The following is a 16,299-nucleotide window of genomic DNA, read 5'->3' as shown; positions in this document are numbered from 1 at the left end:
CAACGGCGCTGCCTTGTCCACGCGGGTAAGGTGCTGTGCCGTCAGTGGAAAACGCTGGCGCGGTTTTCCACGCTACGGGCTGGGGTTTTCCCTCATTCCAGCCCTCTCCAGGGGGAGAAAGGTACAGGCACTGTAGGTTGGGTTGAGCGTCTAGCGAAGCCCAACGAGCCCAGCCTTCAGGCGTAGACGTAGGGCCCACCCTGCTCTAATGCCCGCTGATAAGCCGGACGTGCATGGATGCGCTTGAGGAAGTCCACCAGCTTGGGGCGCTTGCCATTGTCCAGACCGGCGCGGCTGGCGGCGGCTTCCAGGGGGAAGCTGAGCTGGATGTCGGCCGCGGTGAAGCTATCGCCGACGAACCAGCCGCTTTCGCCCAGCTGGCTTTCCAGGTAGTCCAGGTGCAGGTCGAGCTGGGGCTGGATGAAGCTGGCCGTGGCCTTGGCGGCGATGCCCTTGGCGATGGGTTTGGCAAAGAAGGGCATGGGCGAGCTAGCGATGCGGTCGAACACCAGCTTGAGCAGCAGCGGGGTCATGGCCGAGCCTTCGGCATAGTGCAGCCAGTAGGTGTAGCGCACGAACTCCGGGCTGTCCTGGGCGGGCAGTAATTGCGGGCCGTAGCGCCGCGCCAGGTAGTCGACGATGGCGCCGGATTCGGCCAGGGTCAGGTCGCCGTCGACGATCACCGGCGACTTGCCCAGCGGATGCACCTTGCGCAACCCCGGCGGGGCGAACAGGCCGCCCGCTGCTCGCTCGTAGCGTTGCACCCGATATTCGATACCGAGCTCTTCGAGCAGCCAGAGCACCCGCTGGGAGCGGGAGTTGTTCAGGTGGTGGACGACGATCATGGTCTTTCCTTAGGCCTGGAGCGGGCGGGTCAGGGCGCCGGGGTGCCCGGTTCGCCGAGGGAGGTCATGGCCTCGGTTGGCTCCAGCCGCATGCGGAAATCGCGTCCGCTCGGGTGCTGGAACACATGGAGGCCGAATTCCGGGAGGATGGAGAGCAGGTGGTCGAAGATGTCCCCCTGGATGCCCTCATATTGCGCCCACACCGTGGTGTTGGTGAAGCAGTAGATCTCCACCGGCAGACCCTCGCTGGAGAGCGGCATCTGGCGCACCAGCAGGGTCATGCCCTGGTGCACTCCGGGATGGGCGCGCAGATAGCGTTCCACATAGGCGCGAAAGGTCCCCAGGTTGGTGACCCGGCGGGTGTTGACCGGCTCCTGGCCGCGTTTTTCCAGCTTGCGATTCCAGTCCGCCAGTTCCTGTTCCTTGGCGGTGAGGTAGTCGTCCAGCAGGTTGAAGCGGTGCAGGTGCTCGCGCTCGGCGTCGCTGAGGAAGTGCACGCTGTTCTGGTCGATGTTGAGCGCGCGCTTGATCCGTCGGCCACCGGCTTCCTGCATGCCGCGGTAGTTGCGGAAGGAGTCGGTGATGAATCTCTTGGTGGGGATGGTGGTGATGGTCTTGTCGAAGTTCTGCACCTTGACCGTGTGCAGGGCGATGTCGATGACGTCGCCGTCGGCGTTGAGCTGGGGCATCTCGATCCAGTCGCCGACGCGGATGATGTCGTTGCTGGAGATCTGCACGCTGGCCACCAGGGAGAGCAGGGTGTCCTGGAAGATCAGCAGCAGCACCGCGGCCATGGCGCCGAGGCCGGAGAGCAGGATCAGCGGCGAGCGGTCGATCAGGGTGGCGATCATCAGGATGACCGCGATGGCGTAGATGACGATCTTGCTGACCTGGACATAGCCCTTGATCGGCTTGAGCCGCGCCGAGGGCCGGCGCGAATAGAGCACGTTGACCACGTTCAGGGCGCTGCCCAGGGCCAGGGCGATGGTCAGCACGATGAAGGCGCTGCAGACGTTCTGCACCACGGTGACCAGGGCCTCGGGGCGCCCGGGCACCAGTTCGATGCCGATCGACAGCACCAGGGCCGGGACTATGTTGGCCAGCCGGCCGATGACGCGGTGGTGATTGAGCTCCTGGTCCTGACCGAAGGAGGTGCTGCGCAGCAGGCGATAGAAGCCGCGCACCAGGATGCGCTTGACGATCCAGTTGAGCACCCAGGCCGCCAGCAGCAGGCCGAGGCAGGCGACCAGGGTGAGCAGTTGCGGGTGTTTTTCGAGGTCGTCGATCAGGTTGGTCAGGGCCGTGGGCATAGGGGGTCTCTTGACGGGATACTACGGGCGCCACGTTAGCAAAGCTGCGCCCAGCATGCCGTATTCGGCGCCCGTGGTCGGTCCAAGGTTCAGCCCTTCCAGGAAAATTTCCATGCGCGTTCTCCCTGCCTTTTTCACCCTCGTCGCCGTGCTGCTGCTCGCCGGTTGCGCCGGGCGTCCCTTCGGACCGCCGACCCTGGACGATCGCCTGGCCGACCTCGGCTATCGGCAGAGCGCGGCCTTGGACACCATCCTGGGCTTCGATCTGTCCGGCTGGCACTACCTGGACACCCGGCACCTGGCGCTGGGCACCGGGTTGGGCCGCGCCTACCTGGTGGACTTCGCCGTGCCCTGCCGCAATCTGGCCGCTGGCAATCGCCTCGGCTATCGCTCGCGGGCTGCCGGCCTGCGCCCGGGTGACGTCCTCGTCTCCACCGATGCCCGGGGCAACCGTATGGAGTGCCCCATCGGCGGGCTGTATCGCCTCGATCCCTGGCGCTGAAATCCCATGATCCTGACCCTCGGTCATTCCAATCATCCGCTGGCGCGCTATGTCGAGCTGCTGCAGGCGCAGGGGGTGACGGCGGTGGCCGATGTGCGCTCCCAACCCTATAGCCGCCATGTGCCCCAGTATCGCCGCGAGGCCCTGCGCGACGGTCTGGCCGCGGCGGGGATCGCCTATGTGTTCCTGGGCCGGGAGCTGGGCGCGCGCAGCCCGGACCCAGCGCATTACGAGGACGGACAGCTGCGCTATGACCGCCTGGCCGCCAGCGCGCCGTTCCAGCAGGGATTGCTGCGGCTGGAGCAGGGCCAGGCCCGCTGGCGCATCGCCCTGCTCTGCGCCGAGCGCGATCCCCTGACCTGTCATCGTGGCCTGCTGGTGGCGCCCTGCCTGGTGCGGTGGGGCCTGGCAGTGACCCATATCCATGCGGACGGTCGGCTGGAATCCCAGGCCGAGCTGGAGGACCGGCTACTGGCCGCGACTGGGCTGGCGGATGGCGATCTGTTCAGCTCGCGAGAGGAGCGGCTGCAGCAGGCCTATGCGCGCCATGGCTGGGGCTAGGAAAGAAAAGCGAATTTAGCGCTCGACCGGCTCGCGCTTCTTCCACCAGCCGGCATAGAGGCCGATGGGATAGACACTGACCAGCACGGCGTATACCACCCAGGTGCGCCAGGACCAGGCCGACAGCACGAACCCCTGGGAGAAGCCGACCAGCAGGTAGCAGGCCGCTGCGACCAGCAGGATGCTGCCGAGGGCACTGCCGAAGCGGGGTTTCTCAGTCATGGCGTCGGCTCCAGGCCCGGGCGGCCGCAGGAAAGAAAGGGCGTTCCTTTTAAGCCGAAGCCGGCTGTCTGGCAATGCCTGCGACTGCTACCAATTGTTTGCCACTGTTCAGGGCTTGAAGGCGCCGATGAAGATGCTCGGATCGACGCGCACGTCATTGAGGCTGACGTTCCAGTGCAGGTGCGGGCCGGTCGCGCGCCCGGTGCTGCCGACGCGACCGACCACCCCGCCACGGGGCACCTCCTGGCCGACCTGGACGTCGACGCGGGAGAGATGGCAGAACATGCTGATCAGCCCCTGGCCGTGGTCGACGAACACCGTCTTGCCGTTGAAGAAGTAGTCGCCCACCAGCACCACCTTGCCGGCCGCGGGCGCCTTGACCGGGGTGCCGGCGGGCACCGCGAAGTCCAGGCCGGAATGCGGATTGCGCTCCTGGCCATTGAAGAAGCGACGCAGGCCGAAGGGGCTGGAGAGCGGGCCGTCCACCGGCTTGTCGAGGAGCAGATTGCTGGGCTGGTTCGGCGAGAATAGCCGGTAGGCGGCTTGCTGTTCGGCCAGTTCGCGCTCGAAGCGCTTGAGGTCCTCGGGATTGGGCGTGACCTGGCGCTGGTTCTTCAGGGTGATGCGCTGCTCAGCATAGTGGCGGCTACCGACCGTGAAGGCCTGGGGTGCTGCGCCGGCGACCTCCAGCGGCTGGCGACCCGCGGCGGTGCCCAGGGGGATGCCGACGATGGCCACCCAGCCGTTGCCGTCCTTGACCACCAGCACCGGCTTGCCCTGGTAGCGCACCCGCGGCGCCGCGTCGCCGGGGATCGGCACCACGGCGACGCCGCCCGGCACGGGTTTGTCCAGCAGGCGTTGCAGGTAGGTACCGGCATGTGCGGGCAGGGCGAGGAACAGGCAGCAGAGCAGGGGCAGCAGGCGGGACATGGGGTTTTCCAACGGCGAAAACGCCCATGCTGGAGCAGGCGAGGGCCGCAGGGCAAGGTGCCCGCAGCCCGCTTCGTCAGTTGGGCACGATCTTGTAGAGCACGGTTTCCAGGGCCGGCTTCTGCTTGGGATCGAAGAAGCTCATCTCGGGGATGCGCGAATCCGTGACATAGACGGTGCCATCCGGTCCGCGACCGAAGGTGTCCGGCCAGATCAGTTTCTTGTCCTGCACCAGGGTGGTGAGCTGGCCGTTCTCGCGGATCTTCACCGCATGGTCTTCCACCGCGCTGACATAGAGGCGCCCTTGCGGGTCCATCAGCAGGCCATCGGCCGGCCCGTTCTCGCCGACCTTTTCCACCTTGGCCGGCAGGCTGGCGAGGTCGTCGCCCTGCAGCGCCGCGGTGGCGATGCGGTAGAGGGTATTGCCCTTGACCGCCTGCCAGTAGAGGTAGTCGCCTGCCGGGGAGAGGGCGATGCCGTCGGCGGAGAATTCCACGCCGCGGCCATCCGGACGCATCAGCGGCTCGCCATCGGCCTTGACCTTGACGCCCTTCTCGGCCTGGGTGCTCGGATCGCCATCCAGGGCGCGCCGCGCCTTGCCGCTCTCCAGATCCAGGACTACCAGGGCGCCGCGGGCACCGGAATCGGTGATATAGGCGTGGCGACCGTCCGGGCTGAATCTCACGTCGTTGAGGTAGCTGCCCTGGGGCGCCACGCTTTCGTCCAGCGCATAGACCTTGCTCACCTGGTTGCTGGCCAGGTCGATCCTGACCAGCTTGGGTGCGCCGGGCACCACCAGCGCCTGGGCCGGAGCGCCCGGATCGATCACCCAGAGACTGCCGCGACCGTCGGCCACCACGGATTGCACGCAGACCCAGTGGTTGCCCGGAGTCAGCTCGTCGCGCTTGGCATTGCGCCAGCCGTTCCAGGCCGGGTCCGGATAAGGCACCAGGCTGCCATCGGGCTTGAGTTCAGCGACCGAGACCTCGCTGTCTTCGGTCCAGCGGGGGAAGTTGACGAAGATCCGTCCGCTCTCGCTGACGGTGACGCCGGTGACCTGGTGATCGAAGCTGGCGACCTTTTCCAGTTTGGCGCTGGATTCGGCGGCCAGGGCGACCGGTGCCAGGGGCAGGGCGGTCAGCAGGGTGGCCAGGGCGAGGCGGGAGAGGGCGGGTCTGGGCATGGCGGATTCCTGATGGGTGACCGGAAGGGCCGGTCCTGCAGGTACGACTGCGCCAGCCGCCTGGAAGATCGCCGGGGCCGACGGCCGGCCGGCCCTGGCCCCGGCGGGAACGTCCGTGGAAATCCCGGGGTCCTCCTTCAAATCCCAAGGGAGAAGACCATGCCTCGTCTCATCACCAGCAGCCTGGCCCTGCTGACCCTCGGCGCTCTGCTCGCCGGTTGCGACAAGTCGCCGGAAACGCCACCACCCCAGCGCAGCGAGGTGGTGCAAAAGAGCGCGCCGGGCAGCGATCCGGCTACCCAGTCACCCGAGCGAACCGTGGAGCAGCCCCGCCAGTAGGGCTCAGCTCGCCGGCACGCCTTGCTGCCAGACATCCCAGTGTTCGACGATCTCCTGCACCAGCGGATTGCCGGTGCGATAGAGATTTTCCAGCGCCGGGGCGAAACCGCCCTGCTTGGCGTAGTCGAGCAGGTTGTCGACCTCGGAGGCGCCCTTGGCCGGGCGGTCGAAGTCCGAGCCGGCACGGACCACCGCCAGGCGCTGCAGGTCGACCTTGCCCAGGCGGCTGGCGCGCAGCATGGCCTCGTAGGTGGCGTTGTCCTCCTGCTGGGTGGTGCAGTAGCGGCCCTGGCCGTTGGTGAGCAGGCGGGTCCACTCCTCGGCACGTTCGGAGAGGCGGGTGCCGGAATACCAGGTGTCGCCGGCCAGGGTGTCGCAGCGGGTCACCACCGGCGGCTGGTTGGCCGGGGCGTAATCGTAGCGTTGGCGCCAGGCCTTGGATTCCGCGCTTTCCGTCAGCTCGGCCTGGCGGGACAGGGCATAGGCCTTGTCCCTCAGCCGCACATTGAGTTCGAACACCTCGGTCTTGTAGTCCAGCGGCGGTTTCTCGCCCGGCCCCCGGGTGTTGATGCCCAGGTAGCCGGTGGGCCAGTCCTTGGGCACGTCGCGGGGATCGAGCTCCCACTGGATGCCGAAGTCCACCAGGTAGCGCGCCCAGGCGGTGGTGCCCAGGGTGCCTTCCTTGGGACTGATCCCGGCGATGCCGGCGATCAGGAAGTAGGTGTGTTTGAGGTCGAACTTGGGCGATAGAGTCAGCGCCAGGGTCGAGGCGGCGGCATTGGCGTGCCCCATTCCAGTGGTCATCAGGCACACCCGTGCCTCATTGCAGAGCACATTTGGATAGTCGGCGGACAGGCCGTCGACGGCGACCTTATGGGTGAGCTTGAGGCGATCGATCCAGGTCTGGGCCTCGGGGGCGAACATCGCCACGAGCATGACCTTGGGTTGCAGCGGCGCGGCGGGCGGGGTCGCGGCCTGGGCCGCGCCGGCCAGCAGGGCGGTGGTGAGGGGAAACAGGGAAGCGCGCAGAAGGGAATGCATGGAGGGCCTCGGTAGGGGGAAATCCTGACCGAGGGTTCAAGATACATGCCACCATCGGTCCGGGTTGGACCGATTAGTCCAACAGAGACAGAGTGGTGGGTTCTTGGTGATTGTCCAGTACCCGCACCGCCAGTTCGCCCTCGGCGAGGCGGGCAATGAGCTTTTGCCCATTGGCGACCTCGGCGGCGGACCGCACGGCATGGCCCCGCTCGTCGAGCAGGATGCTGTAGCCGCGACCCAGGGTCGCCAGGGGGCTGACGATCTGCAGCGTCTGCACGGTGCCGGCCAGGCGTTGCTGGCGCTCCTTCAGCTGGCGCTGCATGACCCGGGGCAGCCGCTCGGCCAGTTGCTCCAGGCGCTGGCGCAACATAGCCAACTGGCGCCCGGGATGCTGGCCGGCCAGGCGGGTGTCCAGGTGCGCCAGGCGATCGCGTCGGCGATTCTGGGCGATGACATAGGCGCGTCTCAGGCGCAGATCCAGGTCGTCCAGCCGCTGGGCCTGCTGGCGCAGTCGTTCGCCGGGATGGCGCAGGCGGCGGCTGCAGGCCTCCAGGCGCAGGCGTTCCCGGGCCAGGCGTTCGCGCATGCGCAGGAGCAGCTGGCGATGCAGGCCGTCCAGGCGCAGGCGCAGGTCGGCGCTATGGGGCGCGAGCAATTCCGCGGCCGCCGACGGGGTAGGGGCACGGACATCGGCGACGAAGTCGGCGATGGAGACATCGGTCTCGTGGCCGACGGCGCTCACCACCGGGGTCTGGCAGGCGGCCAGGGCGCGGGCCACGGGTTCTTCGTTGAAACACCAGAGGTCTTCCAGAGAGCCACCGCCCCGGGCCAGGATCAGCGCATCGAAGCCCTGGCGGTCGGCCAGTTGCAGGGCGCGGACGATCTGGGCGGTGGCCTCGCGACCCTGCACCGCGGTGGGGATCAGGGTCAGCTCCACCTGGGGCGCGCGTCTCTTGAAGACGCTGACGATATCGCGGATCACCGCGCCGGTCGGCGAGGAAACGATGCCGATGCGCTGCGGATGGGCGGGCAGCGGGCGCTTGCGTTCGGCGGCGAACAGGCCTTCGGCGGCCAGCCGCTCCTTGAGCGCCTCGAAGGCCAGGCGCAGGGCGCCGTCGCCGGCCGGTTCGACGCTGTCGAGGATCAGCTGGTAGTCGCCGCGGCCTTCGAACAGCGAGACCTTGCCGCGCACCTTGACCGCCAGGCCGTCGCGCAGCGTCTGGCGCACCCGGCTGGCGTGCTGGCGGAACAGCGCGCAACGCACCTGGGCCTGGCCGTCCTTGAGGGTGAAATAGAGATGGCCGGACGCCGGCTTGGCCAGGTTGGAGATCTCGCCCTCGACCCAGACCTGGGCGAAGACGTCCTCCAGCAGCACCCGGGCGCGGCTGTTGAGCTGGCTGACGCTGAGCACCTCGCGGTCGAGACCGAGGCGGGCGAAGGGGTCCTTGAACATGGGGCGCTTTCTATGGCTTTCGTCGGCCTCACCTTAGCAGCTATGGGCGCGCGGCGAGCAGCGGATTAAGCTGCGCGCCCCATTCTTCGAGACCCGCGCTCCATGACCCTGCGCCAGACCATCCTCGCTCCCCGCATTTCCAGCCATCCACGGGTGGAGCGCACCGCCGTGGAGATCCTTGGCTGGCTCGCCGCCAGCGGCGTGGTCCGGGCCGAGGCCTCGCCCTGCCTGCCCAGCCGCGGCCGGCGGGGCCATGCGCCGGGTCCGCGACTGACCGAGGTGCTGCGCCTGGCGCCGGGCATGGACGATCCGCGCGACTATGCCGATGGCGGTCTGGAGATCGTCACCGAGCGCTGCATCTTCACCCCGCTGGACGGCTTCGAGGGGCGGGCGCGTTGCCCTGCCTGCCGCCGTGAGATCGGCGAGGCGCTGTTCGAGCACCTGGAGGTGTGGATGCCGGCGGAAAGCGACAACTTCGCCTGCCCGGAATGCGATCACGAAGACGACATCAACGGCTTCGACTTCCCCCAGCCCTGCGCCTTTTCCGACCTGGGCTTCATCTTCAACCACTGGCCGGCACGGGCCTTCGCTCCGGCCTTCCTGGAGGAATTCCGGAGAAGGCTGGGGCAGCCGTTGGCGGTGGTTGAGGTCTAAGGGTTTTTAGATATCTATCGCGGCCATGGGCCGCTCCTACAGGCTCCGATTCATCTGTAGGAGCGGCCCATGGCCGCGATAGAGCGATAGATCCGTAGCGTGGAAAACCGCGTAGCGTTTTCCACCGGGCACGGTGTTTGATGGTAGGTTGGGTTGAGATGGCTTTTTCGTCGAAGCCCAACAGGCACGCGCGGCTGGATGTGTGGGATGTTGGGCTTCGCTGCGCTCAACCCAACCTACGTCTCTTATGCCTGCAACCTGCGCAACCACTCCAGCCCCGCCGAGGTATCACCGCGCGGGCGGTACTCGCAGCCGATCCAGCCGTCGTAGCCGAGGGCGTCGAAGCGTTCGAACAGGTAGGGATAGTACAGCTCGCCCAGGTCCGGTTCGTGGCGGTCAGGGACGCCGGCGATCTGCACGTGGCCGATACCGGCGAAGTCGCGCTCGAAGGTCTTGCTGACGTCGCCCTCGACGATCTGGCAGTGGTAGCAGTCGAACTGCACCTTCAGATTGTCAGCGCCTATGGCCTGGCGGATGGCCTGGGCGTCGTCCTGGCGATTGAGGAAATAGCCGGGCATGTCGCGCGGGTTGATCGGCTCGATGAGGATCGTCACCCCGGCCTTGGCCGCCTGCTCGGCGGCATGGGCGAGGTTGCCCAGGTAGGTGTCGCGGGCGCGGGCCCGGTCGACCCCGGTGGGCAGCAGCCCAGCCATCACGTGCACCAGGCGATTGCCCAGCACGGCGGCGTAGTCCAGGGCGCGGTCGATGCCGGCGCGGCACTCGGCCTCGCGACCGGGCAGGGCGGCCAGGCCGCGCTCGCCAGCGGCCCAGTCACCGGGTGGGGCATTGAACAGCACCTGGGTCAGGCCGGCGGAGTCCAGCCGGGCCTTGATCTCGGCGGCGGTGTGCTCATAGGGAAAGAGGTATTCCACGGCCTGGAAACCATCCGCCGCGGCGGCGGCGAAGCGGTCGAGGAAGGCATGCTCGGGGTAGAGCATGCTGAGGTTGGCGGCGAAGCGGGGCATGGCTTGTCTCCCAGATCAGACGAAGGGCCAGAGCAGCAGGGTGATGGCGAAGCCCAGGCACCCCAGCAGGGTGGTCAGGACAGTCCAGGTACGCAAGCCGTCGGCGACGCTCAGGCCGACCAGCTTGGTGAAGATCCAGTAGCCGGCGTCGTTGATGTGCGACACGGCCAGGCCGCCGGCGCCCATGGCCAGGCACAGCAGGGCCATGTGGTTGGCCGAGAGGTCCAGGGTGGCGATCAGCGGGCCGAGGATGCCGGCGGTGGTGACCAGGGCCACGGTGGTGGAGCCCTGGACCGCGCGCAGCAGCAGGGTCAGCACGAAGCCCAGCGCCAGCACCGGCAGGCCGGTGGCGCGCAGCAGCTCCGAGACCACCGCGCCGATGCCGGTGTCCACCAGCACCTTGCCGAAGACGCCGCCGGCACCGGCGATGAGGATGACCATGGCTACGCCGGGCAGCGCCGAGCCGATGACGTCCGAGACCTGCTCGCGCGACCAGCCGCGGCGGAAGCCCAGCACATAGGCGCACAGCAGGGTGTCGATCAGCAGGGCCACCAGGGGCGCGCCGACCACGGTGAGGATGTCGCGCAGCAGGTTGCCGGCGGGCAGCCAGCTGGTGGCAAGGGTACCCAGCAGGATCAGCACGATGGGCAGCAGGATCAGCGTCACCACCAGACCGAAGCCGGGGGCCGGGGCGGGCGGCAGACCGGCGGCGAGGCCGGCCGGGGTCTCGTCGACCTTGACCGCGGCGGCGCCGAGGCTGGGCAGGCCGGGCGCCATGTCCTGGCCGCGGCCCCACTGCTGCAGGTGGGTGTCGGTGATCTGCGGACCATAGACGTCGCTACGGATGTCGTCGGTCATGGGGTAGTGACGACGGGTCATGCGCCCGGCCACCCACCAGCCGATCAGGGCCAGCACGGCGGTGATCGGCAGGCCGAACAGCAGCACCCGACCGAGATCCGCGCCCAGCTGGCCGGCGGCGGCCACGGCGCCCGGGTGGGGCGGCAGCATGGCGTGCACGGTGAGCATGGTGGCGCACATCGGCAGGGCGAAGACGATCAGCGGCTTGCGCGCAGTGCGGGCGATGCCATAGGCCAGCGGCATCAGCACGATCACGCCGACCTCGAAGAACACCGGGATACCGACCAGAAAGCCGGCCAGGGTCAGCGCCAGCGGCGTGCGTCGGTTGCCGAAGCGCTCGATCAGCGTCTTGGCCAGGGCCTCGGCGCCACCGGAGAGTTCGATGATGCGACCGATCATGGCGCCCAGGGCGATGATGATGGCGATGTGGCCTAGGATCTTGCCCATGCCGCCTTCGATGGTGGCCACCAGCTTGGACGGCTCGACCCCGGCGGCCAGGGCCACCAGGATGCTCACCAGCATCAGCGCCACGAAGGGCTGGAACTTGTACTTGAGAACCAGGAACAGCAGCAGGGCGATGCCCGCCGCGGCGATGAGGACCAGCAGCAACGGACTCATGAACGGGACTCCGGGCGGGTGGGGCTGACGACGTGGGACATGGCACTTTCCTCGCTATTGTTGTTTTTCCAGGGCAAGCCGATCCCGCGACGGCCAACTAGGGCCATCGTGGGGGTATTGCGGTAGCGCGGGCTTCAGGTCACCAGACGGCGCCGAAGGTCTCCGCCAGTTCGGCCAGCGCGGCGGCATCCAGCGGCGCCGGGCGCGGCTCGGTCAGCAGCCACAGCCGCGCGGTTTCTTCCAGCTCCTCCAGGGCGAAGCTGGCCTTGCTCACGCTGCTTTCCCAGACCACCGGACCGAGGCGTTCGAGCATCACACCGCGGACCCGGTTGGCCAGTTGCGCCACCTGCTCGGCGACGCTGGCGGCGCCGGGGCGGGCGTAGGGGATCAGCGGGATATGACCGACCTTCATCACCTGGTAGGGGGTGATGGGCGGCAGGATGTCGTCCGGGCGCCAGACGCCGGCCAGGGTCAGGGCCACCAGGTGGGTGGAGTGGGTATGCACCACGCCGCCCACGCCGGGATTGCGGTCATAGACCTGGCGATGCAGGGCCAGGGTCTTGGACGGCTTGTCGCCGGAGACCCAGTCGCCGTTCAGGCCGACCTTGGCGATGGCCGCCGGATCGAGGCGACCCAGGCAGGCATCGGTGGGGGTGATCAGCCAGCCGTCTTCCAGGCGGGCGCTGATGTTGCCGGCGCTGCCCACGGTGTAGCCGCGGGCATAGAGGCTGGCGCCGACGGTGCAGATCTCTTCGCGTAGCCGGGCTTCGGCGCTCATGGCTGTTCTCCCGCCAGCTGGCGCAGGGCCTTGGCGAAGAAGTCGCGACTGCCGAAATTGCCGGACTTGAGCGCCAAGGCCAGGGGTTCGCCCTGCACCTGGCCGAGGGTGGCCGGCACGCCCGGATCGATCTGGGCGCCGATGCGCAGGGCTTGTACGCCCAGGGCCTGGACCACGGCGCCGGAGGTCTCGCCACCGGCCACCACCAGACGGCGTACGCCACGGTCGAACAGGCCGCGGGCGATCTGGCCCAGGGCACGCTCCACCAGTTCACCGGCGCGCGCCACGCCCAGCTCGCGCTGGATGGCCTTGACCTCGTCGGCGGGGCTGGTGGCATAGATCAGCACGGCCTGGTCCTGCTCGCGCGCCCAGGCGAGGGCGGCGTCGATGGACTCGTCGCCCTGGGCCAGCGCCAGCGGATCCAGGCGCAGGGCCGGGCGACCGGCTTCCAGCCAGGCAGCGACCTGGCCATTGGTGGCCTGGGACGCACTGCCGGCCAGCACGGCTTCGCCACCGGTGGGCAACTCCAGGGCGGCGGCGTCGTGCGCCTGCAGTAGACCGGCGCGGCGGAAATTCTCCGGCAGGCCCTGGGCGATGCCCGAACCGCCAGTCACCAGGGGCAGCTCGGCACAGGCCGCGCCCAGGGTGTGCAGATCGGCGTCGGACAGGGCATCGGCGATGGCCAGACGATGACCCGAAGTCCGGAGCTCGGCGATGGCCGCGCGCACGGCCTCGGGGCCCTTGGCGACCTGGTCGTAGCGCAGCAGCCCTACCTTGCCGCGACTCTGGGCCTGCAGCACCCGCACCAGGTTGGCATCGCTCATGGGCGTCAGCGGGTGGTGCTGCATGCCGGATTCGCTGAGCAGCTGGTCCTGTACGAACAGGTGGCCGCGAAACAAGGTGCGGCCGGTCTCCGGGAAGGCCGGGCAGGCCAGGGTGAAGTCGCAGTCCAGCGCCTCCTGCAGGGCCTCGGCCACCGGGCCGATGTTGCCTTCCGCGGTGGAGTCGAAGGTCGAGCAGTACTTGAAGAAGAACTGCCGGCAGCCACGCTGGCGCAGCCAGGCGAGGGCGGCCAGGGATTCGCTCACCGCCTCGGCCGCTGGTGTGGTGCGGGATTTCAGCGCCACTACCACGGCGTCGGCGGCTTCCAGTTCGGCGTCGGCAGCGGGCACGCCGATCACCTGCACGGTGCGCATGCCGCCGCGCACCAGCATGTTGGCGAGATCGGTGGCGCCGGTGAAGTCGTCGGCGATGCAGCCCAGCAGCGGGCGGGTCTCGGTCGCGCTCATCGGGATCACTCCGCGGCCTTGGGCAACTCGATGCCCGGGAAGATCTTGATCACCGCCGAGTCGTCTTCACGCCCGTAGCCGGCAGTGGAGGCCTGCATGAACATCTGGTGGGCGGTGGCCGACAGCGGCAGCGGGAATTTCGAGGTGCGCGCGGTATCCAGCACCAGGCCCAGGTCCTTGACGAAGATGTCCACGGCGGACAGCGGGGTATAGTCGGCCTTGAGGATGTGCGGCACGCGATTCTCGAACATCCAGGAGTTGCCGGCGCTGTGGGTGATGACCTCGTAGAGGGCCTCCGGATCGACGCCTTCACGCAGGCCCAGGGCCATGGCCTCGGCGGAGGCGGCGATGTGCACCCCGGCCAGGAGCTGGTTGATGATCTTGACCTTGGAACCCTGGCCGGGCGCGTCGCCCAGGCGATAGACCTTGCCGGCCATGGCGGCCAGGACCGCTTCGCCCTTGGCATAGGCTTCCGCGGTGCCGGAGGTCATCATGGTCATCTCGCCACTGGCGGCCTTGGCGGCGCCCCCGGACAGCGGGGCGTCCAGGAGCAGGATGCCGCGCTCGGCCAGGCGCTCGCCCAGCTCCACGGCGTAGGCCGGAGCCACGGTGGCGCAGGCGATCACCAGGCTGCCCGGACGCAGGGCGGCAACCGCGCCCTGCTCACCGAACAGCACGGCTTCGGTCTGCTCGGCGTTGACCACCACGGTGATGAGGATGTCGCAGCTGTCGGCCAGGGCCGCCGGCGAGGTACAGGCCACGCCGCCTTCGCTGGCGAAGGCTTCCAGCACGCTGGCGCGCACGTCGCAGGCATGCACGGCGAAGCCGGCCCGCAGCAGCGAACGGGCGACGCCCAGACCCATGGCCCCGAGGCCGATGACACCGACGTTGTCTTGCATCTTGTTGTTCTCCGTAAAAGGTCAGGCGAAGCCGGCCTGCCGCAGGCGGCGGGCGGCGTTGTAGATGTGCTGGCGGGCGGCGTTGGCGGCGGCCAGGGGATCGCCGAGGCGAATGGCGGCGACGATGGCCTGGTGTTCTTCGTGCACCTGACGGGAGAAGTCCTCGCGCCGCGCCTCGTTGGTGCGGGTGATGCGGGTGGCCGTCTCGAGGTACTGGCTGACGAATTCCAGGGTCCTGATGAAGTAGGGATTGCCGGTGGCCTGGGCGATGGTGCGATGGAAGGCCACGTCGGCGCGTACGCCGTCATGGCCGTCGGCGACCTCTTCGTCGATGGCGGCCAGGGCCTCGTCGATGGCGACCAGATCGGTCTCGCTGCGGTTGATGGCGGCTTCGGAGGCGATTTCGGCCTCGATGGCACGACGCAGGTCCAGCAGGTGGAAGACGCTGCCGGGCAGGCTGGCTTCGTCGGCGTCGATACGCAGCGGACGGATGCTGGCGTGAGCGGTGACGAAGATGCCGCGACCCTGCTGGGGCTGCAGCACGCCTTCGTTCTTCAGGCGGGAGATGGCCTCGCGCACCACGGTACGGCTGACGCCGAAGGCTTCGGAGAGCAGGGCTTCGCTGGGGATCTTGCTGCCGGGGGCGAAGACGCCGGCTTCGATCTTGTCCAGCAGCTGCTGAGCGACATTGTCGCTCAGGACATTGGCGGGAACCTTGGCGAACATGGAGACCTGCTTATGTGGTTGTAAGGTTGTCATACAGGTTGTGGCGCTACTTTCGCACAGGCTTTTGCCTTTGTGTAGTGGTTTGGGCTGAGGCACTACGGAATTTTTGTGATGGATTCTACGGCTGGCAGGGGCGGGCTAGAGCGGCTATTAAGTGTTATAATATAACATTTACGGATGGAGGGCTGGTCGATGACCGCTGAAGAACTGCTGGCGCTACCTGCCGCGGACTACATGAACGAGGTCCAGCGCGCATTCTTTCACCAGTTGCTGCTGACCCAGCGTGGCGATCTGCAGCGCCTGATCGACGAGCAGGTGGAAGACCTGCGCGGCCTGGACACCCACGGCGATCCGGCTGACATCGGCAATGCCGAGCAGGAACGCCAGTGGCAACTGCGCCAGCTGGAACGGGAAAAGAAGCTGCTGGACAAGATCGACGCCGCCCTGGAGCGCCTGGCCCGCGACGACTACGGCTGGTGCCAGGAGACCGGCGAGCCTATCGGCCTCGCGCGGCTGCTGCTGAGACCCACCGCGACCCTCAGCGTGGAAGCCAAGGAGCGCCAGGAACAGCGGGAGCGGCATCTGCAGTCGTCGTGAGGGATTCGCGGTTGGGCTTCCCTCACCCCAACCCTCTCCCTGGGGGAGAGGGGGCGGTAGGGAGCGGCGGAGGACCCTACAAGGGGCGTAGGGTGGAAAACCGCGCAGCGTTTTCCACGCGTTCAAGGGCTCAGGTGTGAAGGGTTGCCCTCACCCCAACCCTCTCCCAGGGGGAGAGGGGGCGGTATGGCGCGGCGGAGGACCCTGCATGGGGGGTAGGGTGGAAAACCGCGCAGCGTTTTCCACGCGTTCAAGGGCTCAGGCGTGAAGGGCTTCCCTCACCCCAACCCTCTCCCAGGTGGAGAGGGGGCGGTATGGAGCGGCGGAGGATCCTGCAAGGGGCGTAGGGTGGCAGACCGCGCAGCGTTTTCCGCGCGTTCAAAGGCTCAGGCGTGAAGGGTTGCCCTCACCCCAACCCTCTCCCGGGGGGAGAGGGGGCGGTATGGAGCGGCGGAGGACCCTGCATGGG

Annotated in this window: 18 protein-coding genes; 5 read left to right on the top strand and 13 right to left on the bottom strand. The window is 68.0% G+C overall.

Going from position 1 to position 16,299, the window contains the following annotated elements:
• Nucleotides 1-176: 176 nt before the first annotated feature.
• On the bottom strand, nt 177-845 hold the full coding sequence (locus OXS31_RS15775; protein WP_267400274.1) for a glutathione S-transferase: 669 nt from the start codon (nt 843-845) through the stop codon (nt 177-179).
• Nucleotides 846-874: 29 nt separating this feature from the next.
• Nucleotides 875-2,155, bottom strand: coding sequence for a mechanosensitive ion channel family protein (locus OXS31_RS15770; protein WP_027598333.1), 1,281 nt, complete (start codon nt 2,153-2,155; stop codon nt 875-877).
• A gap of 112 nt (nt 2,156-2,267) precedes the next feature.
• Between OXS31_RS15770 and OXS31_RS15765 the strand changes: the two genes are divergently transcribed.
• Complete coding sequence (locus OXS31_RS15765; protein WP_267400272.1) at nt 2,268-2,657, top strand: DUF6491 family protein; 390 nt, start codon at nt 2,268-2,270, stop codon at nt 2,655-2,657.
• Nucleotides 2,658-2,663: 6 nt separating this feature from the next.
• The gene (locus tag OXS31_RS15760) at nt 2,664-3,218 is read left to right on the top strand and encodes a DUF488 domain-containing protein (RefSeq protein ID WP_267400271.1); all 555 of its coding nucleotides are present in this window, start codon (nt 2,664-2,666) and stop codon (nt 3,216-3,218) included.
• Between the two features lie 15 nt (nt 3,219-3,233).
• Here the strand turns inward: OXS31_RS15760 and OXS31_RS15755 are convergent, their stop codons facing one another.
• The 3 genes from OXS31_RS15755 to OXS31_RS15745 all read right to left on the bottom strand — a co-directional run bounded on the left by OXS31_RS15755 (nt 3,234) and on the right by OXS31_RS15745 (nt 5,553).
• Nucleotides 3,234-3,440, bottom strand: a complete 207-nt coding sequence (locus OXS31_RS15755; protein ID WP_042138558.1) for a hypothetical protein — start codon at nt 3,438-3,440, stop codon at nt 3,234-3,236.
• Between the two features lie 108 nt (nt 3,441-3,548).
• Entirely contained in the window at nt 3,549-4,370 is an 822-nt protein-coding gene (locus tag OXS31_RS15750; protein WP_132831775.1) for a peptidoglycan DD-metalloendopeptidase family protein, read from the bottom strand.
• Nucleotides 4,371-4,446: 76 nt separating this feature from the next.
• A complete protein-coding gene (locus tag OXS31_RS15745) occupies nt 4,447-5,553 on the bottom strand; it encodes an L-dopachrome tautomerase-related protein (RefSeq protein ID WP_108583038.1) in 1,107 nt (368 codons plus the stop codon).
• A 159-nt stretch (nt 5,554-5,712) separates the two neighbouring features.
• On the opposite strand from OXS31_RS15745, the gene OXS31_RS15740 reads away from it, so the two are divergent.
• Nucleotides 5,713-5,892 (top strand): hypothetical protein, encoded by a 180-nt coding sequence (locus tag OXS31_RS15740; protein ID WP_027598327.1) that lies wholly within the window; start codon nt 5,713-5,715, stop codon nt 5,890-5,892.
• A gap of 3 nt (nt 5,893-5,895) precedes the next feature.
• On the opposite strand, the gene OXS31_RS15735 is transcribed toward OXS31_RS15740, so the two are convergent.
• Together OXS31_RS15735 and xseA are read right to left on the bottom strand one after the other, a co-directional pair.
• Nucleotides 5,896-6,933, bottom strand: coding sequence for a purine nucleoside permease (locus OXS31_RS15735; RefSeq protein ID WP_267400261.1), 1,038 nt, complete (start codon nt 6,931-6,933; stop codon nt 5,896-5,898).
• Between the two features lie 73 nt (nt 6,934-7,006).
• Nucleotides 7,007-8,386 carry an exodeoxyribonuclease VII large subunit gene (gene xseA / locus OXS31_RS15730; protein WP_267400259.1) on the bottom strand — a complete coding sequence of 460 codons (1,380 nt, stop codon included), beginning with the start codon at nt 8,384-8,386 and terminating at the stop codon, nt 7,007-7,009.
• Nucleotides 8,387-8,488: 102 nt separating this feature from the next.
• Between xseA and OXS31_RS15725 the strand changes: the two genes are divergently transcribed.
• On the top strand, nt 8,489-9,040 hold the full coding sequence (locus OXS31_RS15725) for a hypothetical protein (RefSeq protein ID WP_027601495.1): 552 nt from the start codon (nt 8,489-8,491) through the stop codon (nt 9,038-9,040).
• A gap of 245 nt (nt 9,041-9,285) precedes the next feature.
• On the opposite strand, the gene otnI is transcribed toward OXS31_RS15725, so the two are convergent.
• From otnI to OXS31_RS15695, 6 genes are all read right to left on the bottom strand, one after another.
• Nucleotides 9,286-10,065, bottom strand: a complete 780-nt coding sequence (otnI, locus tag OXS31_RS15720; protein WP_267400255.1) for a 2-oxo-tetronate isomerase — start codon at nt 10,063-10,065, stop codon at nt 9,286-9,288.
• 15 nt (nt 10,066-10,080) lie between these two features.
• Nucleotides 10,081-11,541: an SLC13 family permease gene (locus tag OXS31_RS15715; protein ID WP_027601498.1), complete on the bottom strand. Its 1,461-nt coding sequence runs from the start codon at nt 11,539-11,541 to the stop codon at nt 10,081-10,083.
• Nucleotides 11,542-11,680: 139 nt separating this feature from the next.
• Nucleotides 11,681-12,319, bottom strand: coding sequence for an aldolase (locus OXS31_RS15710; protein WP_144948281.1), 639 nt, complete (start codon nt 12,317-12,319; stop codon nt 11,681-11,683).
• Nucleotides 12,316-13,608: a 3-oxo-tetronate kinase gene (otnK, locus tag OXS31_RS15705; RefSeq protein WP_267400252.1), complete on the bottom strand. Its 1,293-nt coding sequence runs from the start codon at nt 13,606-13,608 to the stop codon at nt 12,316-12,318. The genes OXS31_RS15710 and otnK overlap by 4 nt, the downstream gene beginning before the upstream one ends.
• A gap of 5 nt (nt 13,609-13,613) precedes the next feature.
• The gene (ltnD, locus tag OXS31_RS15700) at nt 13,614-14,507 is read right to left on the bottom strand and encodes an L-threonate dehydrogenase (protein ID WP_027601501.1); all 894 of its coding nucleotides are present in this window, start codon (nt 14,505-14,507) and stop codon (nt 13,614-13,616) included.
• Nucleotides 14,508-14,528: 21 nt separating this feature from the next.
• Nucleotides 14,529-15,233 (bottom strand): FadR/GntR family transcriptional regulator, encoded by a 705-nt coding sequence (locus OXS31_RS15695; RefSeq protein ID WP_007163085.1) that lies wholly within the window; start codon nt 15,231-15,233, stop codon nt 14,529-14,531.
• Nucleotides 15,234-15,425: 192 nt separating this feature from the next.
• Here OXS31_RS15695 and dksA point away from each other — a divergent pair, with 192 nt between their 5' ends.
• Nucleotides 15,426-15,830, top strand: a complete 405-nt coding sequence (dksA, locus tag OXS31_RS15690) for an RNA polymerase-binding protein DksA (protein ID WP_007163086.1) — start codon at nt 15,426-15,428, stop codon at nt 15,828-15,830.
• Nucleotides 15,831-16,299 lie beyond the last annotated feature (469 nt).

The organism is Pseudomonas sp. GM_Psu_1 (assembly GCF_026544185.1).
GTDB lineage: Bacteria > Pseudomonadota > Gammaproteobacteria > Pseudomonadales > Pseudomonadaceae > Chryseomonas > Chryseomonas oryzihabitans.
Note: the sequence above shows the minus strand (reverse complement) of the source record. Positions and strands in the feature narration are given on the sequence as shown.